Here is a 19,190-nt window from a genome sequence, read left to right as displayed (position 1 = left end):
GCTCGATCAGCCGGTGAAGTTCTCCACCTTGATGATCTTGACGGTGATCTCCTTGCCGTTCGGCGCCGTGTACGACGTCGATTCGCCGACCTTCAGGCCCTGGATGGCCGTGCCGAGCGGGCTGCCCTCGCTGTAGACGTCGAGGTCGGTGCCGTCGGCGATCTCACGGCTGCCGAGGAGGAAGACCTCTTCGCCGCCCGCGACATCGGCCGTGATGACCGTTCCGGACACGACGACGCCGTTCGACTGCGGAGCGACGCCGACCTTGGAATCGCGGAGGAGCTGGGTGAGCGACCTGATGCGTGCCTCCTGCTTGCCCTGCTCATCCTTCGCCGCGTGGTAGCCGCCGTTCTCCTTGAGGTCGCCTTCTTCACGGGCGGCTTCGATCTTCTTGGCGATCTCTTCACGGCCGGTGGTGCTCAAGAAGTCGAGTTCTCCCTGCAGGCGGTCGTACGCCTCCTGCGTGAGGAACGTCTCCTGGATCTGCTCGGACACGATGGAACTCCTTTGCATCGGATGGAACAGGCGATTGGACGAGGTGCGTCATACGCCAGACGCCCTGGCAGTGCGCCAGGGCGTTCAAGGAAATGCTTTCAGCGATTCTCTCACGGTCCGCTCGTCGGCGGCGAATCCGGCGCGCAGTCTGGCATTCTTCCCCGCCATGTGCCAAGGGGCTGGTCAGAGCTGGTCAGAGCAGGTGTCAGAGCAGCTCAGAGCGGGATGAGAACTGGTCAGAGCGGGTGGGAGCAGCTCACAGTGGCTCGGAACGGCTCAGGAGTCCTTCGTGAGGACCCAGCACTCGGACACGAGGCCCGTGTTGCTCTGCTCCGTGGTGCGGACGGTCTCCGTGAAGTTGCGGGTGCGTTCCGCGGACACGGGCAGCTCGATGACCTTCCAACCGATGACCGCGAACTGCTCGTTGAGCGCTTTGACGGCGCACGCGAGGGGGGTGTTCGGGGGAGCGGTGACCTCGAAGGAGACGCTGACGGTCGTCGCGTCGACGAGCTCGTGCGCCGTGTCCCGCGTCTCGATGGTGGGACCGCTGCCGTCGAGGCCGGCCCAGACCACCCACGCTGCGAACACGGCGACGAAGGCCGCAGCGACGATCCAGAGGATGCGTCTGTCGCGTTTGGCGCGTCCGGGCGTCCGGCCGTAGCGTGCGTCGAGGGCCGCCTGAGGGGTACCGGTCATCGTCACGCACTCCAGTTCGAACGGTTAGTCTTGAACCTCAAGGCTATTGCCTCTTCCTGACAGTCCGTACGCTCCGAGAGGTGTGATCTCCGTGACGCTGAGACTCATGTCCGTCCACGCCCACCCCGACGACGAGTCGAGCAAGGGTGCAGCCACGTCGGCCGCGTACCGTGCACGAGGCGCCGAGGTCATGATCGTGAGCTGCACGGGCGGCGAACGCGGCGACATCCTGAATCCAGCCGTGGAAGCGATCCCGATGGCGCAGCGCGATCTGCCCGGGTACCGCCGACTCGAGATGGCCGAGGCGCAGCGCGTCCTCGACGTCGAGCACCGCTGGCTCGGCTACATGGACAGCGGCATGGCGCAGGACGACGGCTCGGTTCCGCACGCCTCCTTCGCCTCCATCCCGCTCGAGACCTCCGTCGGCGTGCTCGTGCGCCTCATCCGCGATTTCAAGCCGCAGGTCCTCGTCACCTACGACGAGAACGGCGGCTACCCGCACCCCGACCACATCCGCTGCCACCAGGTCAGCGTCGCCGCCATGGAAGCTGCAGCCGACCCGGAGCGGTATCCGGAGGCCGGACCCGCCTGGCAGGTCTCGAAGCTCTACTACGACCAGTCGTTCAACACGCAGCGCCTCACGGCCGTGTACGAGTACCTCCTCGAACACAACCCCGGCGCCCCGGAGACCGAGCGTCTCGCCGAGATGCGTGAATGGATGGCAGATCGCGTCGACCGTTCGACGACGCACGTCCCCGTCGGTGACTTCTTCGAAGCCCGTGACGCAGCGCTTCGTGCGCACCGCAGCCAGGTGCCGGACGACTCGCCCTTCTTCTTCTGGCCGAACGATGCACAGCGCGCGGCCTGGCCGTTCGAGGACTTCGAGTTGGTCACCTCCCATGTCGGCTCCTCCGTCCCGGAATCCGATTTGTTCGCTGGAATAGAGGACCCTGCATGACGCTCACCCACCTGTTCACCGAGTTCGTCCTCGCGGTCACGCCGTCGCCATCGCCGTCGGCGCCGCAGTTCGACGAAAACCAGGTGACCCCGGGTCCGTGGGGCTTCGTGGCGACGTTCGCCGTCGCCGCAGTGGTCGTGCTGCTGATCATCGACATGACGCGTCGTGTCCGCCGGGTCAACTACCGTGCAGAGGTCGAGGAACGCCTGCAGGCGGAGCTGCGCGAGCGCGACGAACAGGGCGGAGTGCAGGGCGAAGCATCCGGCGCGTCCCCCGCATCAGGAGCATCCAGTGCACCGTCCGCTCCCGAGACGAACCCGGACTCGGAAGCGCCCAGACGCGACTAACTCGCCCGAGCGTGAGCCGATGCTCGCGAGCGAGCAGCTCAGGCGTTGTAGACGGGCGCGATCGCGAGCAGCAGGATGCCCGTCCAGTGGCAGAGGAACGCGAGCAGCGTGCACGCGTGGAACAGCTCGTGGAAGCCGAACTTCCCCGGCCACGGGTTCGGCCGCTTCACTGCGTACATGACGGCGCCGACCGTGTAGAACAGGCCGCCAGCGGCGACGAGGACCATGGTGGCGACATTGGCGTTCGCGATGTCCACGAGGTACGCCACGGCGCCCCAGCCGAGCGCGAGGTACAGGGGCACGTACAACCAGCGGGGCGCGTTGATCCAGAACACGCGGAACCCGATGCCGAGGATCGCACCGCCCCAGACGAGCGAGAGCAGCAGCACACCCTTCGACGGCGGCAGTGCGAGGACGGCGATCGGCGTGTAGGTGCCCGCGATCAGCAGGAAGATGTTCGCGTGGTCGATGCGCTTGAGGACGACACGCACCTTCGGCCGCCAGGTGAAGCGGTGGTAGAGCGCAGAGTTGCCGAACAGGAGCAGTGAGGTCAGCGCGAAGACCGCAGTGCTCCATTTCGCGGCAGGGCCCTGGGCGAGCGCGACGAGGACGATGCCGGCGGCGATCGCCACGGGAAACGTTCCGGCATGGATCCAGCCGCGCCACGTCGGCTTGACCTCAGCGAGAGCGGCGTCGGCCGCGGCCACCTCCAGGAGCGGCAGCTTGGGGAGTTCGGCCCCTGCATCGCCAGCCGCCTCGATCGTCGCGGTGTCCGAATCGTCGTCGACCCCGCGGAAGCCGGTGGGATCGTCGTCGTGGGTGCCAGGGGATGCCATGCAGCAAGAATAGTCGCGTGGCCAGGTCAACCCGACAGACGCGGGAGATCACAGGCAGATGGGCGGCACGAGCCGATCCGCTCGGGTGCTCCAGGAAAAAGGCACTAGCGTTGCATGGTGATGAGCAAGCAAACCGCGTCGGGGGATGGATTCCTCTACGACCTGTATGCGAGACGTCTGCGGAAGAGCCTCCGTCCCGAGACCATGCCGCACCACGTCGCGATGATCATCGACGGCAACCGGCGCTGGGCGAAGCAGCTCGGCTACGACTCGGCGGCCCACGGACACCGCGCCGGCGCGGCGAAGATGCGCGAGTTCCTCGAGTGGTGCGACGATCTCGGCGTCAGCGTCGTCACCCTGTACCTGCTGTCGAGCGACAACCTCACGAATCGCTCGCCGGAAGAGTTGAACGACCTCATCGAGATCATCGCCGATCTCGCAGAGGACCTCTCGCACTACCGCGACTGGCGGGTGAAGCACGTCGGCTCCGAGAAGGGCCTGCCCGCACCGCTCATCGCCGCCCTCGGCGCGGCGGAACAGCGCACGGCCGCCAAGCAGGGCCTGCACATCAATCTCGCGGTCGGGTACGGCGGACGCACCGAGATCGTCGACGCCATGCGCAGCATCGTGTCACAGCACCACCTGGAGGGCCGCAGCCTCGAAGAGCTCGCCGCCCTCCTCACCCCCGACCTCATCGGCGAGCACCTCTACACGGGCGGCCAGCCGGACCCCGATCTCGTCATCCGTACGAGCGGTGAACAACGGATGAGCGACTTCATGCTCTGGCAGAGCGCTCACAGCGAGTTCTACTTCGTGGAAGCACTCGGCCCCGACCTGCGTGAGGTCGACTTCCTTCGTGCATTGCGCGACTTCTCCCGACGGAACCGGCGCTTCGGAGGCTGACACCATGACTGCACTCGACGCCTTCCGGAACGGGTTCCCGGAGGAGACGGGCTATCTGGACTACGGCCGCGTCGGACCGATGTCGGAGACCGTCGCCGCGGAATCGGCGCTCTGGAACGGCACGCTGAGCCTCGGCCGTGCCGGTGCGCTCCGGGGCATCGACGAACAGAGCCTCCGGCTCCGCACCGCGGTAGGCGCCTTGACCGGTTACCGGACCGATCAGGTCGTGACGCAGCCGAACACCTCCCAGGGCCTCATGCATGTCATGTTCGGGCTCACCGGCTCCGTGCTGATGTCCCGCGACGAGTTCCCGAGCATGCCGCTCGCGGCCGAGCGGGCCGCAGAGCACAGGCACGTCCTCACCCCGGCCTGGCTCGACACCGAGCACGGACCTGTCACCCCCGGCCGGATCCGCGATCAGCTGACCGATGCGATCACCGCCGTCGCCGTGAGCCTCGTCGACTACCGCACGGGATACCTCAGCGACATCGAGGGCATCCGCGAGGTCATCGGCGACCGTCTGCTCATCGTCGACGCCATCCAGGGCTTCGGCGTCGTGGACGCACCGTACGAGCTCGCGGACGTCGTCGCCACCGGCGGACAGAAGTGGATGCGCGCCGGCTGGGGCACGGGGTTCCTCGCTCTCAGCGACCGCGCCCTCGACCGCCTCGTGCCCGTGTTCTCCGGCATCACCGGCACCGATGAGCCGTGGCCGTTCTCCGTCACGCCAGCGCCCAGCCGTTCAGCGAACGCATTCTCGATCACCCGGGCCGACCCCATCGCGGAAGCCCGCTTCGCGGCGAGCCTCGAGGACACGGCATCCGTCGGCGTCGCGGCGGTCCAGAGCGTCATCACCGATCGTGCGAGCGAGGTCATCGACCTGGCCGACGAATTCGGCCTCCCCGTCACGTCCTCCCGCGACGAATCGGAGCGGGCCGGCATCATCGTCGTCGAACCGGACCCGGCCCTCGTGACCGTGCTCTCCGAATCGCTCCTCAACCACGGCGTCACCGCGACGACACGTGCCGGTTCCGTGCGCTTCTCGGTGCACGCCGGGACGACGGACGAGACCATCGCGCAGCTGCGGGCAGCTCTCGTATCGTTCGGCACGGCCGCGACGTACTGAGCCGGTGAGCGATCGATCGGCTGCACACGGATTGTTCATCTGCCCGTAACAGGACGCGGGGCGTGTCGCGCACCTGTGGATGCTTCGCGGACGTACCTTCGTCTCATCAGGCATGGCGCCTGGTCGAGACGGCCACACAAGTTCGGCTCGAAACCCGCTACGTGGCCTTCCTCGCAGAGTGATCCGAGCACGAGTTGCTCGGGGTGGGAGTGGTTGTGGCCGCGCAAGAAGCACTCAACACGTCGGACCAGACCGGTACGAGCGACACCGTACCGACGAAGGCGACGTCGACACGCACTGCATCGACACGGACTGCGGGAGCGCAGTCGGGAAGGCGAACGACAAGCGAACCAGCAGGGGACCGGAGCGTCGAACAACTCGAGCGCACCTACGTGCTCGACACCTCGGTGCTCCTGTCCGATCCGAAAGCGCTGTTCCGTTTCGCGGAGCACGCTGTCGTCATCCCGGTCGTCGTGATCAGCGAGCTGGAGGGCAAGCGGAACGATCCGGAGATCGGTTACTTCGCCAGACAGGCCCTTCGCCTGCTCGATGAACTGCGCGTCGAACACGAACGGCTCGACTTCCCGATTCCCGCCGGCGACGGCGGTTCCCTCCGCGTCGAACTGAACCACTCCAACATGGGGGTCCTGCCGTCCGGGCTGCAGCTCGGTGACAACGACTCGCGGATCCTCGCCGTGGCGCTCAACCTCTCCAACGACGGCCTCGCCGTCACGGTCGTGTCCAAAGACATGCCGCTGCGCGTGAAAGCGGCATCGATCGGGCTCGCGGCCGAGGAGTACCGTGCAGAACTCGCCGTCGACTCCGGCTGGACCGGCATGGACGAGATCACACTCGGCTCCGATGCGATGAGCGAACTGTACGAACGCGAGGACGGCACGACGGCCCTCATCGAGGACATGCCCATCAACACGGGCCTCGTCATCCACTCCGACCGCGGATCCGCCCTCGGCCGGGTCACGGGCAAGCGCTCCTACAAGCTCGTGCGCGGCGACCGGGACGTCTTCGGGCTCCACGGACGCTCTGCAGAACAGCGGCTCGCGATCGACATGCTGCTGGACCCCGAGATCGGCATCCTGTCGTTGGGTGGGCGAGCAGGGACGGGGAAGTCCGCGCTCGCACTCTGCGCCGGACTCGAGGCAGTCCTGGAGCGGCAGCAGCACAAGAAGATCATGGTGTTCCGGCCGCTGTACGCGGTGGGCGGCCAGGAGCTCGGCTACCTGCCGGGCGACCAGGGGGAGAAGATGAACCCCTGGGGACAGGCGATCTTCGACACCCTCGGCGCGGTCGTGTCGCAGAACGTCCTCGACGAGGTCGTGGAACGCGGCATCCTCGAGGTGCTGCCGCTCACGCACATCCGCGGTCGATCGCTCCACGACGCGTTCGTGATCGTCGATGAGGCGCAGTCCCTGGAGAGGAACGTGCTCCTCACGGTGCTCAGCCGCATCGGGCAGAACTCTCGGGTGGTGCTCACGCACGACGTCGCCCAGCGGGACAACCTGCGCGTCGGTCGTCACGATGGCGTCGCATCGGTCATCGAGACGCTCAAGGGCCACCCGCTGTTCGGGCACGTGACGCTCACGAGGTCCGAACGGTCCGCCATCGCCGCGCTCGTCACCGAGATGCTGGAGGGGAACGAGCTCGCTTGAGGTGAGGTGAGGTGAGGTGAGCTCAGGTGAGCTGAGTTCAGCCGCTGCGCCAGCAGCCCGCGACCGTTGACGGTTCGCGGGCTGTCGCGCGTCTGCTGCCGTTGGCGCGCTGGCGCCGTGCTGGTGCCGTCCTGGTGCCGTGCTGGGGTGGTGACCGTCGTCGGGGCGCCTGTGGAGAGATTCCGCGGGGCGACGGCGCGAGTGCCTAGTCTGGGCCGATGGTTGGAGCGGTGGGGCGAAACGGCGGTTCGGGAGCGGCTCTGGGCGTGGGCGGATGGGCAGTGCCGTGGGGCAGCCTTGCGTGGCAGGTCCCGCTGGGGTTCGCGCTCGTCGTGCTCAGCTGGGTCGTCGCAGGGACACGGCCGGTGTCTGCCGCCCTCGTCGTGATCGCGGTGATCACGCCACAGCTCGTCCGCATCGACGTGCGCGAGCATCGGCTCCCGAACCGCCTCCTCCTGCCAGCGATCGTGATGGCGGTGCCGTCGGTCCTCGCGGATGCGTTCGTGTCGGATCTCCCCGTCTGGTTGCCGTTCGCGACCGGCGTCGTCTGGTTCGGGGTGTTCTTCCTCTTCGCGCTGGCTGGCAGCCTCGGCATGGGTGATGCCAAACTCGGGCTCCTGCTGGGGCTCGTCGCGGGCTGCTTCGGGCCGTCCATCACGATGCTCGCCGCCATGCTCGGCGTCCTGTTCGGCGGTGGCGGCGCGGTCGTGGTGCTGGTGGCCGCGCGTGTGCAGCGATGTCGGCGGCGCAGCCGAGGGGGCGCGCATCGGGACGGTCGTCGGGATGCTCGTCGGAACGACGGTCGTGATGTTCGACGGTGCGCGTCCTCCGACGGGCGGCCCTTCGATGCCGGCCGCATGGCCTTCGGACCGTTCCTGCTCGCCGGATTCTGGGCGGCCGTCGGCGTCGTCCTCTTCTTCGGTCGTTCCGGCCCGGCGATCACCGTGCTCAGCTGAGCTGTCATGCGCCGACCGCGAGGAGACGGACGGGTCCCGATCGCGACGAAGCACCCGACAGCCGTAGGCTTGGAGCATGGAAGAACGCATTCTCGGCCGCACCGGCAGGCCCGTTTCGATCGTCGGCCTCGGCACGTGGCAGCTGGGCGCGGACTGGGGCGATGTGAGCGAAGCCGATGCTCGTGCCGTCCTCGCCGCATCGGTCGAGGAGGGCGTGACCTTCTTCGACACCGCCGACGTCTACGGCGACGGACGCAGCGAACGCATCATCGGCGGATTCCTGGCTGACAACCCGGACGCGCGCATCACCGTCGCGACGAAGATGGGTCGCCGCGGCGAGCAGGATCCAGCGAACTTCACCCTCGCGAACTTCCGCGAATGGACCGATCGTTCCCGCACGAACCTGGGCGTCGACCGCCTCGACCTCGTGCAGCTCCACTGCCCGCCGACCTCGGTGGTCTCGAACGACCTCGTCTACGACGCCCTCGACACGCTCGTCGCCGATGGCGCCATCGCGAACTACGGTGTGAGCGTCGAGACGTGCGACGAGGCGCTCGCCGCCATCAGCCGCCCCGGCACCGCGAGCGTGCAGATCATCCTGAACGCCTTCCGCTTGAAGCCGCTGGACCAGGTGCTCCCCGCCGCGGTTGAAGCCGGCGTCGGGATCATCGCGCGGGTGCCGCTCGCCTCGGGGCTCCTGAGCGGCCGGTACACGACCTCGACGTCGTTCGCCGCCGACGACCATCGGAACTACAACCGTGACGGCAGCCACTTCGATGTGGGTGAGACGTTCTCCGGCATCGATTTCGCGAGTGGCGTGGCCGCTGCGAAGGAGCTGACGGAGCTGGTCCCCGACGGCCTCACGCCCGCACAGGCCGCCATCGCGTGGGTCACCCAGCAGGAGGGTGTGACGAGCGTGATCCCTGGTGCGCGCTCCATCGAACAGGCACGCTCCAACGCCGCAGCAGGCCGTGCCGATGCGTTGCCCGCCGCCTACCTCGACGCCGTGCGCTGGATCTACGATCGTGACTTCCGTGAGGCCATCCACGACCGCTGGTGACCGCACCGCGTTCCCCACAGGTGCTTGCGCAATTCCGGAAGTCCTGTGACACGAGTGACGACATCGGCCGAAATCCGCCGTTTTCGTCACTCCTGTCACACCTTCTCCGGAATTGTGCACACGCCAGAGGCGGAGGGCGCTGCTCAGGAGTGCGGGGACGGCGGCTTCGGCGGAGGCGTCGGGAGCGTCGCCTCAGCAGCGGTCAGGACACGACCGCGCTGCAGATCGGACGCAGGCGTGTTGCCGAGCAGCAAACCGATGTGATCGCCTGCGGCACCGACCGTGAGCGTCCGTCGGAAGGCTTCGATACCGGTCACCCGGAGCTGCACGGGATTGCCGCCGTTCGGATCCTGGGCGGTCAGCCGATCACCGATCGCGACCCGACCGCTCTGAACGGTACCCGTCGCGACCGTCCCACGACCCGTGATGACGAAGGTGTCCTCGATGACGAGTCGGAACGGAGCAGCCGCCGCCTCAGCGGCGACCGTGCGGTCGTAGCTCGCACGATCGAGTGCGGCCTCGCCCTGGTAGTCGGACACCGTCGTGTCGTACTCCGTGCGTCCGAACAACTTCGACCAGAACCCCATGGTCCGAGTGTAGGCGTGTGCGACAGGTGTTGGACGCCGCAGTCATCCGGCACAGCGAAACGGACGCGGGTGTCCTTGCAACGGGCCCGGACACAACGACGCGCGGACTGCGAGAGCAGCCCGCGCGTCGCGGAGTGAGCGTCGCCGCTCAACGGGTGTCGGGCGAACCGATCAGCCGGCGTGTGTCATCGACAGGACGTCGAGCGCGCTGTCGAGTTGTGCTTCCGTGATCTCGCCGCGCTCGACGAAACCGAGGTCGATGACGGCCTCACGAACGGTGAGACCCTTCGCGACCGAGTGCTTCGCGATCTTGGCAGCCGACTCGTAGCCGATGATCTTGTTGAGCGGCGTGACGATCGACGGAGACGACCCGGCGAGGGCCGCAGCACGCTCGAGGTTCGCTTCGAGACCGTCGACGGTCTTGTCCGCGAGCACGCGCGTGGCGTTCGCGATGAGGCGGATGCTCTCGAGGAGCGACGTGCCCATGACCGGGATGGCGACGTTCAGCTCGAATGCTCCGGAAGCGCCGGCCCAGGCGATCGTCGCGTCGTTGCCGATGACCTTGGCGGCGACCATCAGGACGGCTTCCGGGATGACGGGGTTGACCTTGCCCGGCATGATCGACGAACCGGGCTGGAGGTCGGGGATGTGGAGTTCGCCGAGGCCCGTGTTCGGGCCGGAGCCCATCCAACGGAGGTCGTTGCAGATCTTCGTGAGGCTCACGGCGATGACGCGCAGCGCACCGGACGCGTCGACGAGGCCGTCGCGTGCGCCCTGGGCCTCGAAGTGGTCCTGTGCCTCCGTGATGGGGAGCTCGGTCTCCTGCGCGAGCAGTTCGATGACGAGCTGCGGGAAGCCCTTCGGCGTGTTGATGCCGGTGCCGACGGCGGTGCCGCCGAGCGGGACCTCCGCTACACGGGGAAGGACCGTCCGGACGCGCTCGATGCCGAGGCGGATCTGGCGTGCGTAGCCGCCGAACTCCTGGCCGAGCGTGACGGGGGTCGCGTCCATGAGGTGTGTGCGGCCCGGCTTGACGGCGCCCTTCCAGAGCTCCGCCTTCGCCTCGAGCGCCACTGCGAGGTGGTCGAGCGAGGGGATGAGGTCGTCGATGAGCGCGCTCGTCACGGCGATGTGAACCGAGGTGGGGAAGACGTCGTTCGACGACTGCGATGCGTTGACGTGGTCGTTCGGGTGCACCTTGCTGCCGAGGCGGCTGGTGGCGAGCGTCGCGAGGACCTCGTTCATGTTCATGTTCGACGAGGTGCCGCTGCCGGTCTGGTAGGTGTCGACGGGGAACTGCGCGTCGTGTGCGCCGGTGACGACCTCGTCAGCGGCCCACGCGATCGCATCTGCGATGCCCTGGTCCAGCACACCGAGCTTCGCGTTGGCGACGGCGGCCGACTTCTTGATGCGGGCCAGCGCCGCGATCTGTGCGGATTCGAGCCCGGATCCGGAGATCGGGAAGTTCTCGACGGCACGCTGCGTCTGCGCACCGTAGAGCGCCGATGCGGGAACCCGCACCTCGCCCATGGTGTCGTGCTCGATGCGGTACTCGGTTGCGGAGTTCTCTACCACGCTGTTCATTCTCCTTCGGTGCTGTTCTGTGCGTCGGGGATGCTGGTGTCGCCGATGATCAGGTCGGGGACCGCGGTTCCTTCGAGGAGGCGGTAGTTGGCGCCGACGACGACGAGTTCGCCGTCCGCGACGGCCTGGCTGATGAGCTCGGACTGCTCGAGGAGCTCTGCGACCGTGTGGCGCAGGTGCTCGCGGCCGACCTGGAGGGCGTCGACCGCGGCCGGGTCGACGTCACTCGTGCCGGCGACCTGCCGCACGGCGGGGACGATGCGCTGGACGATGTGGTCGATGTGCGCGGGAAGCGGAGCCGCGTCGGGCGCCTGGGAGTCGATGGCGGCACGCACGGCACCGCACTCGTCGTGGCCGAGGACGAGGATGAGCGGGACCTTCAGGACGCTCACGGCGTACTCGAGCGAACCGAGCACGGAGTCGGAGATGACCTGGCCTGCGTTCCGGACGACGAAGAGGTCGCCGAGGCCCTTGTCGAAGATGATCTCTGCGGCGAGGCGAGAGTCGGAGCAGCCGAAGAGGGCCGCATGCGGTTCCTGCACGTGGGCGAGCTCCGTGCGGCGTTCGACGTCCTGGCGGGGGTGGAGCGGCGTCCCTGCGACGAATCGCGCGTTGCCGCGGAGCATCTCCTGCCAGACCTTGCCCGGCGCACGGCGCGAGGGGTTGGAGGGGTTCGGGAGCGTGGTGGTGTCTGCGTTCACTGGGCGTCCGTCGTGTCGGGGGAGAGGGCTGCGTTCGCGCGGACGTCGTCGGCGATGCTGCCTGCGACGGTCTGCACGGTCTTGTCTGATGCGGTGCCGAAGACGGCGATGGTGCTCGGGCCGGCGACCGTGGACATCGCGTAGGACACGTTGCCCTTGCCGGTCCCGCTGCCGTTGGCGTAGACGATCCAGTCGACGCCGTCGATCGTGGTCGTGCCCGTCGGGCGTGCGCCGTCGAGCTGGGTGGAGAGCCAGGTGTCGTTCGCATCGATGCCCTGGACCACGCCGACGAACTGGTCGTCGGGTGAGATGAGGCCGATGTTCCACGACTGGATGTTGTCGCCGCTCGACACCCGGAGCTCGGCGTAGTTGCTCGCCCAGGTCTTCGGCAGTTCCGGCACGAGCAAGGGCTCGGTGATGCCGGACTGCGCCTGGTCCGCGAGCATCGCGAAATCGATGTCGGGGCGTTCGGGCGCCTGGGCGCGGGGAACGGCGAGGACGATGATGACGACGAGCGCGACCGTGGCGATGAGGGACAGCACGAGGTTGTTGACCGTCTGGCGCTGCCGGTGGTTCCGCGAGTTCACCGCTTTGCGGGCCGCGGTCTCCTCCGGGGTCTCCGGACGGCCGAGTTCAGCAACGACGCGAGGCGCCTTGGCAGCGCTCACGCGGTGGCCGAATCTGCATCGCCGGCAGTGCTTGCCGTGCCAGTGCTCGCGCCACCGCCGGTCTGCGCCGCACGAGCGGCGTCGAGGCGAGCCTTCGCTCCGATGAGCCAGTCCTCGCAGCGCTGCGCGAGGCTCTCGCCGCGCTCCCACAGCTGCAACGACTGCTCGAGGGTGGACGAGCCCTGCTCGAGTTCGGAGACGACACGGACCAGTTCGTCGCGCGCTTGCTCGTAGCTGAGCGCCGAGACATCGGTGGGGGTCGCCATGGTTCTATCCTATTCGTGGTCAGCGGTGGTGGGGGTGCGGTGATCGTCTTCCGGACGGGCGCCCGTGGAGGACGCCCCGAGCGTGCCGACGGCGAGCGTCAGCAGGAGCTCGGCACCGGCCGGGGCCTCGTGGGCGTCGCGGACGACGCCTCCGCCCGGGAGCTGCACGATCGCGTAGCCGCGGTCGAGCGTGCGCTGCGGCGACAGGGCCCGCAGCTGGGATCGGAGGTCGGAGACTTCGCGGCCCGCGCGTTCGATGGCGCGGTCGATCAGTTCGGCGCCGCGCGCGACCGTGCGCGTGAGCTCCTCGGAGCGAGAGTCGACGATCCACTCCGGGTACGCGAGGACCGGGCGGGAGCGGAGCGCGGTCAGACTGTTGATCTCATGCGTGATCAGCGTTGAGACGCGCGAGGAGAGTCTGGCCTTCGCCTGCTGGACGTGGGAGAGCTCCTCCGCGACGTCCGGCACGACGCGCTTCGCGGCATCGGTCGGGGTGGAGGCGCGGAGGTCGGCGACGTCGTCGAGCAACGGGCGATCGGCTTCGTGGCCGATGGCGCTCACGAGCGGGGTCTCGCACGCCGCCGCGGCGCGGACGACGCGCTCGTCGCTGAAGCCGAGGAGATTCTGGAAGTCGCCGCCGCCGCGGGCGACGATGATGACGTCGACCTCGGGGTCCGCGTCGAGCGTCTGGATCGCCGAGACGACCTCTGGAACCGTGCGGTCGCCCTGGACGGCGGAGTGCACGACACGGAACTGCACAGAGGGCCACCGGAGCTGCGCGTTCCGGAGGACGTCCTTCTCCGCATCGGAGTCCTTGCCGGTGACGAGGCCGACGCAATTGGGCAGGAAGGGGAGCCGGCGTTTGCGCGCCGCATCGAAGAGCCCTTCGGACGCCAATTGCTTGCGGAGTCGTTCGAGCCGTTCGAGGAGGTCGCCGAGACCGACGTGCTTCATGGCGAGCACCTGCATGGTGAGCGTGCCGCCCTTGAGCCAGTAGTTGGGCTTCACGAGGGCGACGACGCGGTCGCCCTGCTTGAGGTCCGCCGGGATCTTCGCCCGAACGGACGACCAGACGGTGAACCCGACCGTCGCATCGACGTCGACGTCCTTGAGCTTGCCGTAGACGTTGCCGCCGGAAGCGCCCCACTGGGTGATCTCGCCCTCGACCCACACCGATCCGAGGCGGTCGATGTAGTCGCGCAGCTTCGTGCCGAGCTGCGAGACCGGCCACGGGGCTTCGGCACTCGGCGGGGCGTCGGTCACGGTGCTCCTCTGGGCTTGCGGGTGGCTGGTGGCTGGGCTGTCTTCCGGGCTTGCCTGCTCCGCTGGCTCGAATGACCGGGGCGGGCGGTTCTGTGCCGGATTCGGCCCTTCCAGCCTACCCGCCACCGCTGACGGTCGGAGGCTCTCCACAGCTCCGGAGCCATGGACCCGGGGCGACGGATCCCGAGTCTGGGAGCCCGGAGGGAGTGAGTCGGTACCAGCCGCGTAGAATCAAGGTGTGACAGATCTGCGTGAAGCCACCGCCGTCGGACTCGGGATGCCCCGCCTCCGCCGGGTCGTCGGTCGACTGGCCAACAACCCCGTGGCGGGTGAGAAACGGGTGCTGCTCGCCGCCCCGCGCGGCTACTGCGCCGGCGTCGACCGCGCCGTCATCGCCGTCGAGAAGGCCATCGAGCACTACGGCGCCCCCGTGTACGTGCGGAAGCAGATCGTGCACAACATCCACGTCGTGAGCGAGCTGGAAGCCCAGGGCGCGATCTTCGTCGACGAGGTCGACGAGGTGCCGACCGGCGCCCACATCGTGTTCAGCGCGCACGGCGTCTCGCCGGCCGTGGTCAACGCCGCCGCGGACCGCGGACTCCAGGCCATCGACGCGACTTGCCCGCTCGTCACCAAAGTCCACCGCGAAGCCGTGCGCTTCGCCCGCGACGACTTCGAGATCCTCCTCATCGGCCACGAAGGTCACGAAGAGGTCGAGGGAACCGCTGGCGAGGCCCCCGAGCACGTCACGATCGTGAACAGCCCGGACGCCGTCGCAACGCTCGAGGTCAAGGACCCCGAGAAGGTCGTCTGGCTGTCGCAGACGACGCTGTCCGTCGACGAGACGATGGAGACGGTCCGCCGACTGCGCGAACGGTTCCCGAAGCTCCAGGATCCGCCGAGCGACGACATCTGCTACGCCACCCAGAACCGTCAGGTGGCCATCAAGAAGGTCGCTCAGGACGCCGATCTCGTGATCGTGGTCGGTTCGGCGAACTCCTCGAACTCGGTCCGCCTCGTCGAGGTCGCCCTCGAGTACGGCGCCAAGGCCGCCTACCGGGTCGACTACGCGAGCGAGGTCAAGCAGGAATGGCTGGACGGCGTCGCGACCGTCGGCGTCACGAGCGGGGCCTCCGTGCCTGAGGTGCTCGTGCAAGAGGTGCTCGACGACCTCGCAGGCGCCGGGTACGGCACCGTTCACGAGGTCAAGACGGCGGAGGAGGACCTCGTGTTCTCGCTGCCGAAGGAGCTTCGCAAAGACCTCAAAGGGAAGCAGGACGACCGGGCGCTCGGCGGCCGGAACCGATCATGACCGACTCCACCCGCCCAGCACGTCCGCAGTTCGGTGAGTACGCAACGCCCGAGGAACAGCGGGCGTCGATCCGCGAACCCATCGATCACCAGCGCGCAGAGGAACTGGGCGTCGCCCCCGTCGTCCCGCTGACGGATCATCGGACGCACGACGCCGTTCCGGAACGCGCACCTGAACGAGCGCCGGCGCCGACCGGCCCCGCGCACCCCGTGAACCTCGACCCGGCCGTTCCCGCGGCGGGCAGAGGACCCGCTTCTGGCGACCGCACGGCGACGTTCGTGCTCCTCGGCATCGGCATCTTCAACATCGTCATCACCCTGCCGATGCTCGTGGACCTGCCCGGCGCCCTCCGCCCCGCGTTCGTGCAGCTCGGCATCACCGGCTACTCCTCGGACGCACTCGCACAGATGCTCGGCATCATCGCGCTCATGGCGCAGGTGGTCCTCTGGATCGTCACCCTGTGGTTGTCGACCAAGTCGTTGCGTGCCGGACGCACCACGTTCTGGATCCCGCTCGTCGCGGGTGTCGTCGCCAACATCGTGGTGCTCGGCTGCCTCATGATCGCGATGCTCGCCGACCCGGCGGTCGCGGCGTACTTCCAGACCATGGCCGGTCGCTAGGCGCACGATCAGGGGATGACGACGCCCTTCACGTAGGACGCGTCGCGCGCCGTCATCAGTTCGTAGGCCGAATCGACGCCGTCGAGGCCGAAGCGGTGCGTGATGAGCGGCTCGTAGCTGAACCGGCGTGATGCGATGAGGTCGATCGCGCCGGACATCGCTTCGACGAGCCTCGTGCGGTCGGGGCAGAAGCCGTTGATGACGGTCGCGGCCTTGTACCAGAGCTCCATGTCCATCATCGCGTCGCCCGTGTGGTGGTAGCCGACGACGCACACTTCGCCGAAGGGCCGGACGAGCGATGACGCCACCCCGAGGGCGCTCGTCGCGCCGGCCGCTTCGAGGACGACGTCGATGCGCCCCTCCGGACCCGTCGTGGGCGCCTGAGTCAGTTCCGCAGGCAGCTCGTCGGGGTGGTACGCGGCCGATGCGCCGAGGGCGAGCGCCCGCTCCCGTGCCGCGGGGCGCGGATCGACGCCGATGAGTGCGGCGGGGGCGAGGACCTTCGCGAGCTGGACGAGGCCGAGCCCCATGAAGCCGAGGCCGACGACGGCGATCCGGCTGCCGGCCCTGGCGCTCGTTCGGGAGAGCGCTTCGTAGAGGTCGGCGATGGGCTCGCCGATCGCGTGTTCCGGAGCGATGCCGGCAGGCACCGGAAGGATCGCGTTGGCGTCCATCACGGCGCGGGTCGCGAATCCGCGGTCGCCGAGACCCGTGACGACATCGCCGACCCTCCAGCGTCCCGCGTGGTTCCCCGCGCCGATGACACGGCCGACGATCTCGTGGCCGAGGGAGATGGGCTCTTCCGGTGTGCCCTGCCCGAGCCACGGGCTGATGTCGGAGGTGCACACGCCGCTCGCGAGGACGTCGACGAGCACCTGGGCGACGCCGGGCACCGGGTCGGGCAGTTCGACGATTTCGGAACGGCGGGGACCGGTGACTCGGCTGATGCGCACGGAGGACTCCTGACGGGGTGAGCGGGGTGGTGGTGTTGATCGATGGTGGTGCTGATCGATGGCGACAGCGTACCTCGTTGGTCCCTCTGTGGTACATAGTGGCTTTTCCTTTGGGCGTACATCTTTTGTTCGTCAAGCGCTCTATGTCCCGCGGTAGCGCGGGATTTCCGGTGTGTGACAGCGGGTTCTGGGTGTGAACATCAGATTTCGTTCCGAAATTTGCTTGCTGTGCACGAAGCGACCGTCTTACACTGGCGTCAAGTGGTATCTAGTTGGTTTACATCCAGGTAAGACTCGCACTGCTCAAAGGAGAAGCACCATGGTTTCGACCACGGCAGCCGTCATCGCGGCGGGCTCGCAAGGACGAGTGCATGCGCTCGGCTATCGGAGCGTTCCCGGTGTGACTCTCGCCGCCGTCGCCGATCCAGTGCGCGAAGCCGCCGCAGCGCTCGCCTCGGAGCTCGACGTGCCGCGGATCTACGATGACGCCCTGACGCTCCTCGAGGCAGAGCGCCCGGAGCTGCTCAGCATCTGTACGCCGCCCGCGAGTCACCTCGCGATCGTCGAGGCGGCGATCGCGAACGGTGTGCGGGCGATCCACTGCGAGAAACCCATCGCCCTCTCCTATGCCGACGCGCTCGAGATGCACGACCGCTGCACCCGCGCCGGTGTGCAGCTGACCTTCAACCTCCAGCGTCGGTTCGAGCCCGTCCACCGTTTCGCGAAGGAGCAGCTGGACGCGGGAGCGATCGGCGACATCGTGAGCATCGAGGGCTACTGCCCGAACCTGCCCGACTGGGGCACCCACATCCTCGACCTCATCCTCTTCTACCTGGGCGACGCTCCGCCCGCCTGGGTCATGGCGCAGGTCGACGTGACCGTGAACCGATTCGTCTACGGCGCGTTCGCCGAGACCTCCTCGCTCACGCAGGTGAAGTGGGAGTCCGGCGTACAGGCGATCGTCGCCACGGGACGGGAGCCGCAGACGCCCGTGCTCAACCTGGAGAACGAGCTCGGGCTCATCGTCCAGGGAACTCGTGGACGGCTCGTCTCGCGGGGGGAATCGTGCCGGGTGGACCGCTTCGCCGACACCGGGATCGTTTTCGACACACCCTTTGAAACCGATTTCACGACGTGGGACCGCGGCGTCGATCCGGCGATCATCGCGTGCACGGCGGCAGCCATCGCCGACCTCGTCGAATCGCTCGAGCAGGGGACCGAACCCGCCCTGTCGAGCCGTCGCGGCCTCGCCGGCGCCGAACTGATCTTCGCGAGCTACGAGAGCAGTCGCTCCAGGAGTCGTGTCCACCTGCCGCTCACCGCAACGGACAACGCACTGCTGGACGGGCTCGAACGAGGCTTCTGGCAGCCCGTCGGCGAACAGCGGGCGACCTACTGATGGCGATCGGGACAGGGCCTGCAGCAGCGACCCGGACGACGCCGTCCGTGGACGGCGCGCTCATCGTGATCACGGGCGACGACGTCTACGAGGATCTCTTCTCCGCCTCGCTCGAACTGCAGGAGATCGCGATCGAGACCGGCTTCGTCGCGAGCGTCGGCATGGGCATGGCCCGTTTCGCCGCGAACTCCATCGCCCGGCCGACCCAACGCGTCGTCGTCCTCTACACGGCGATGGGCGAGTTCACGGCGGAACAACAGGAAGGCCTCGACGAGCTCGTCCGCGGGGGCACCGGCCTCGTCGCGATCCACGCCTCGAACGTCTTCGGCCAGACCGAGGACGGTGCGGTGGCGGAGGAGTACCGGACCGCGTTCGGCCTCATCGGCAGCCGGTACGCCTCCCACGGCCCGCAGCCGCACGAGAGCCGATTCACGGTGCACCTCGATCCGGACCACCCGATCACGGCAGGCATCGACCCGTTCGAGATCGGCCACGAACACTACGCACTCGAGCTCGCCGGCTCCGTTCCTCGGCCGGACGTCATCGCGTGGCGTGAGACGGGAGACGGTGACGGCCTCGGCACAGAACCGCTCGTCCACGTGCGGGAGTCGGGTGCTGGACGGGTCTGCTACGTGCAGCTCGGACACGACATGCGCGTGTGGGACGACCCGTCGGTCAGACGGCTCCTCGCGCGCGCCATCAGCTGGGCAGGCCGGAAGGACGACTCCGAATGACGACGACCCACCAACCGGTCGGAGGCGCGAGAGCGACCTCCGGCGAACGACACCACGAG

At 68.0% G+C, this 19,190-nt stretch carries 21 protein-coding genes; 11 read left to right on the top strand and 10 right to left on the bottom strand.

Features of this window, described 5'->3' with window-relative positions:
• Nucleotides 1-6 precede the first annotated feature (6 nt).
• Nucleotides 7-495 (bottom strand): transcription elongation factor GreA, encoded by a 489-nt coding sequence (gene greA / locus ACQ3HB_RS08610; protein WP_430919517.1) that lies wholly within the window; start codon nt 493-495, stop codon nt 7-9.
• A gap of 276 nt (nt 496-771) precedes the next feature.
• Nucleotides 772-1,191 carry a DUF4307 domain-containing protein gene (locus ACQ3HB_RS08605; RefSeq protein ID WP_430919516.1) on the bottom strand — a complete coding sequence of 140 codons (420 nt, stop codon included), beginning with the start codon at nt 1,189-1,191 and terminating at the stop codon, nt 772-774.
• Between the two features lie 91 nt (nt 1,192-1,282).
• On the opposite strand from ACQ3HB_RS08605, the gene mca reads away from it, so the two are divergent.
• Both mca and ACQ3HB_RS08595 read left to right on the top strand, forming a co-directional pair.
• Entirely contained in the window at nt 1,283-2,149 is an 867-nt protein-coding gene (gene mca, locus ACQ3HB_RS08600) for a mycothiol conjugate amidase Mca (RefSeq protein ID WP_430919515.1), read from the top strand.
• Entirely contained in the window at nt 2,146-2,496 is a 351-nt protein-coding gene (locus ACQ3HB_RS08595) for a hypothetical protein (protein ID WP_430919514.1), read from the top strand. The genes mca and ACQ3HB_RS08595 overlap by 4 nt, the downstream gene beginning before the upstream one ends.
• A 38-nt stretch (nt 2,497-2,534) precedes the next feature.
• Here the strand turns inward: ACQ3HB_RS08595 and trhA are convergent, their stop codons facing one another.
• A complete protein-coding gene (gene trhA / locus ACQ3HB_RS08590; protein WP_430919513.1) occupies nt 2,535-3,332 on the bottom strand; it encodes a PAQR family membrane homeostasis protein TrhA in 798 nt (265 codons plus the stop codon).
• Nucleotides 3,333-3,452: 120 nt separating this feature from the next.
• On the opposite strand from trhA, the gene ACQ3HB_RS08585 reads away from it, so the two are divergent.
• From ACQ3HB_RS08585 to ACQ3HB_RS08565, 5 genes are all read left to right on the top strand, one after another.
• Nucleotides 3,453-4,235 (top strand): isoprenyl transferase, encoded by a 783-nt coding sequence (locus ACQ3HB_RS08585; RefSeq protein ID WP_430919512.1) that lies wholly within the window; start codon nt 3,453-3,455, stop codon nt 4,233-4,235.
• A gap of 4 nt (nt 4,236-4,239) precedes the next feature.
• Nucleotides 4,240-5,361 carry an aminotransferase class V-fold PLP-dependent enzyme gene (locus ACQ3HB_RS08580; protein WP_430919511.1) on the top strand — a complete coding sequence of 374 codons (1,122 nt, stop codon included), beginning with the start codon at nt 4,240-4,242 and terminating at the stop codon, nt 5,359-5,361.
• Between the two features lie 392 nt (nt 5,362-5,753).
• Nucleotides 5,754-7,028, top strand: a complete 1,275-nt coding sequence (locus tag ACQ3HB_RS08575) for a PhoH family protein (protein ID WP_430919770.1) — start codon at nt 5,754-5,756, stop codon at nt 7,026-7,028.
• A gap of 218 nt (nt 7,029-7,246) precedes the next feature.
• The gene (locus ACQ3HB_RS08570) at nt 7,247-7,984 is read left to right on the top strand and encodes a prepilin peptidase (protein ID WP_430919510.1); all 738 of its coding nucleotides are present in this window, start codon (nt 7,247-7,249) and stop codon (nt 7,982-7,984) included.
• Between the two features lie 76 nt (nt 7,985-8,060).
• Nucleotides 8,061-9,044, top strand: a complete 984-nt coding sequence (locus tag ACQ3HB_RS08565) for an aldo/keto reductase (protein ID WP_430919509.1) — start codon at nt 8,061-8,063, stop codon at nt 9,042-9,044.
• A 143-nt stretch (nt 9,045-9,187) separates the two neighbouring features.
• On the opposite strand, the gene ACQ3HB_RS08560 is transcribed toward ACQ3HB_RS08565, so the two are convergent.
• From ACQ3HB_RS08560 to xseA, 6 genes are all read right to left on the bottom strand, one after another.
• The gene (locus ACQ3HB_RS08560; protein WP_430919508.1) at nt 9,188-9,631 is read right to left on the bottom strand and encodes an EF-Tu/IF-2/RF-3 family GTPase; all 444 of its coding nucleotides are present in this window, start codon (nt 9,629-9,631) and stop codon (nt 9,188-9,190) included.
• Nucleotides 9,632-9,802: 171 nt separating this feature from the next.
• Entirely contained in the window at nt 9,803-11,206 is a 1,404-nt protein-coding gene (locus ACQ3HB_RS08555; RefSeq protein WP_430919507.1) for a class II fumarate hydratase, read from the bottom strand.
• Nucleotides 11,207-11,211: 5 nt separating this feature from the next.
• The gene (locus ACQ3HB_RS08550) at nt 11,212-11,841 is read right to left on the bottom strand and encodes a carbonic anhydrase (protein ID WP_430919769.1); all 630 of its coding nucleotides are present in this window, start codon (nt 11,839-11,841) and stop codon (nt 11,212-11,214) included.
• A 71-nt stretch (nt 11,842-11,912) separates the two neighbouring features.
• Nucleotides 11,913-12,584 carry a DUF4245 domain-containing protein gene (locus tag ACQ3HB_RS08545; protein WP_430919506.1) on the bottom strand — a complete coding sequence of 224 codons (672 nt, stop codon included), beginning with the start codon at nt 12,582-12,584 and terminating at the stop codon, nt 11,913-11,915.
• The gene (locus tag ACQ3HB_RS08540; protein ID WP_430919505.1) at nt 12,581-12,850 is read right to left on the bottom strand and encodes an exodeoxyribonuclease VII small subunit; all 270 of its coding nucleotides are present in this window, start codon (nt 12,848-12,850) and stop codon (nt 12,581-12,583) included. Before ACQ3HB_RS08540 ends, ACQ3HB_RS08545 begins: the two co-directional genes overlap by 4 nt.
• Before the next feature lie 9 nt (nt 12,851-12,859).
• Entirely contained in the window at nt 12,860-14,113 is a 1,254-nt protein-coding gene (xseA, locus tag ACQ3HB_RS08535; RefSeq protein ID WP_430919504.1) for an exodeoxyribonuclease VII large subunit, read from the bottom strand.
• Nucleotides 14,114-14,390: 277 nt separating this feature from the next.
• On the opposite strand from xseA, the gene ACQ3HB_RS08530 reads away from it, so the two are divergent.
• Together ACQ3HB_RS08530 and ACQ3HB_RS08525 are read left to right on the top strand one after the other, a co-directional pair.
• Nucleotides 14,391-15,425 carry a 4-hydroxy-3-methylbut-2-enyl diphosphate reductase gene (locus tag ACQ3HB_RS08530; RefSeq protein ID WP_430919768.1) on the top strand — a complete coding sequence of 345 codons (1,035 nt, stop codon included), beginning with the start codon at nt 14,391-14,393 and terminating at the stop codon, nt 15,423-15,425.
• Nucleotides 15,422-16,045, top strand: a complete 624-nt coding sequence (locus ACQ3HB_RS08525; RefSeq protein ID WP_430919503.1) for a DUF6264 family protein — start codon at nt 15,422-15,424, stop codon at nt 16,043-16,045. Before ACQ3HB_RS08530 ends, ACQ3HB_RS08525 begins: the two co-directional genes overlap by 4 nt.
• A gap of 8 nt (nt 16,046-16,053) precedes the next feature.
• Here ACQ3HB_RS08525 and ACQ3HB_RS08520 read toward each other — a convergent pair whose 3' ends face one another.
• On the bottom strand, nt 16,054-16,998 hold the full coding sequence (locus ACQ3HB_RS08520; RefSeq protein WP_430919502.1) for a zinc-dependent alcohol dehydrogenase: 945 nt from the start codon (nt 16,996-16,998) through the stop codon (nt 16,054-16,056).
• A gap of 319 nt (nt 16,999-17,317) precedes the next feature.
• On the opposite strand from ACQ3HB_RS08520, the gene ACQ3HB_RS08515 reads away from it, so the two are divergent.
• Together ACQ3HB_RS08515 and ACQ3HB_RS08510 are read left to right on the top strand one after the other, a co-directional pair.
• Nucleotides 17,318-18,397, top strand: a complete 1,080-nt coding sequence (locus tag ACQ3HB_RS08515) for a Gfo/Idh/MocA family protein (protein WP_430919501.1) — start codon at nt 17,318-17,320, stop codon at nt 18,395-18,397.
• Nucleotides 18,397-19,131, top strand: coding sequence for a ThuA domain-containing protein (locus ACQ3HB_RS08510; RefSeq protein WP_430919500.1), 735 nt, complete (start codon nt 18,397-18,399; stop codon nt 19,129-19,131). The genes ACQ3HB_RS08515 and ACQ3HB_RS08510 overlap by 1 nt, the downstream gene beginning before the upstream one ends.
• Nucleotides 19,132-19,190 lie beyond the last annotated feature (59 nt).

It is taken from the genome of Plantibacter lichenum (assembly GCF_050587525.1).
Taxonomy (GTDB): Bacteria; Actinomycetota; Actinomycetes; order Actinomycetales; family Microbacteriaceae; genus Plantibacter.
This window is presented reverse-complemented; position numbering and strand designations above follow the sequence as displayed.

Coding starts and splice junctions, on each gene's coding strand:
- ACQ3HB_RS08605 (WP_430919516.1), bottom strand. CDS start 1,191: ATGACCGGTACCCCTCAGGCGGCCCTCGACGCACGCTACGGCCGGACG.
- ACQ3HB_RS08595 (WP_430919514.1), top strand. CDS start 2,146: ATGACGCTCACCCACCTGTTCACCGAGTTCGTCCTCGCGGTCACGCCG.
- trhA (WP_430919513.1), bottom strand. CDS start 3,332: ATGGCATCCCCTGGCACCCACGACGACGATCCCACCGGCTTCCGCGGG.
- ACQ3HB_RS08585 (WP_430919512.1), top strand. CDS start 3,453: ATGAGCAAGCAAACCGCGTCGGGGGATGGATTCCTCTACGACCTGTAT.
- ACQ3HB_RS08580 (WP_430919511.1), top strand. CDS start 4,240: ATGACTGCACTCGACGCCTTCCGGAACGGGTTCCCGGAGGAGACGGGC.
- ACQ3HB_RS08570 (WP_430919510.1), top strand. CDS start 7,247: ATGGTTGGAGCGGTGGGGCGAAACGGCGGTTCGGGAGCGGCTCTGGGC.
- ACQ3HB_RS08565 (WP_430919509.1), top strand. CDS start 8,061: ATGGAAGAACGCATTCTCGGCCGCACCGGCAGGCCCGTTTCGATCGTC.
- ACQ3HB_RS08560 (WP_430919508.1), bottom strand. CDS start 9,631: ATGGGGTTCTGGTCGAAGTTGTTCGGACGCACGGAGTACGACACGACG.
- ACQ3HB_RS08550 (WP_430919769.1), bottom strand. CDS start 11,841: ATGCTCCGCGGCAACGCGCGATTCGTCGCAGGGACGCCGCTCCACCCC.
- ACQ3HB_RS08540 (WP_430919505.1), bottom strand. CDS start 12,850: ATGGCGACCCCCACCGATGTCTCGGCGCTCAGCTACGAGCAAGCGCGC.
- ACQ3HB_RS08530 (WP_430919768.1), top strand. CDS start 14,391: ATGCCCCGCCTCCGCCGGGTCGTCGGTCGACTGGCCAACAACCCCGTG.
- ACQ3HB_RS08525 (WP_430919503.1), top strand. CDS start 15,422: ATGACCGACTCCACCCGCCCAGCACGTCCGCAGTTCGGTGAGTACGCA.
- ACQ3HB_RS08515 (WP_430919501.1), top strand. CDS start 17,318: ATGGTTTCGACCACGGCAGCCGTCATCGCGGCGGGCTCGCAAGGACGA.
- ACQ3HB_RS08510 (WP_430919500.1), top strand. CDS start 18,397: ATGGCGATCGGGACAGGGCCTGCAGCAGCGACCCGGACGACGCCGTCC.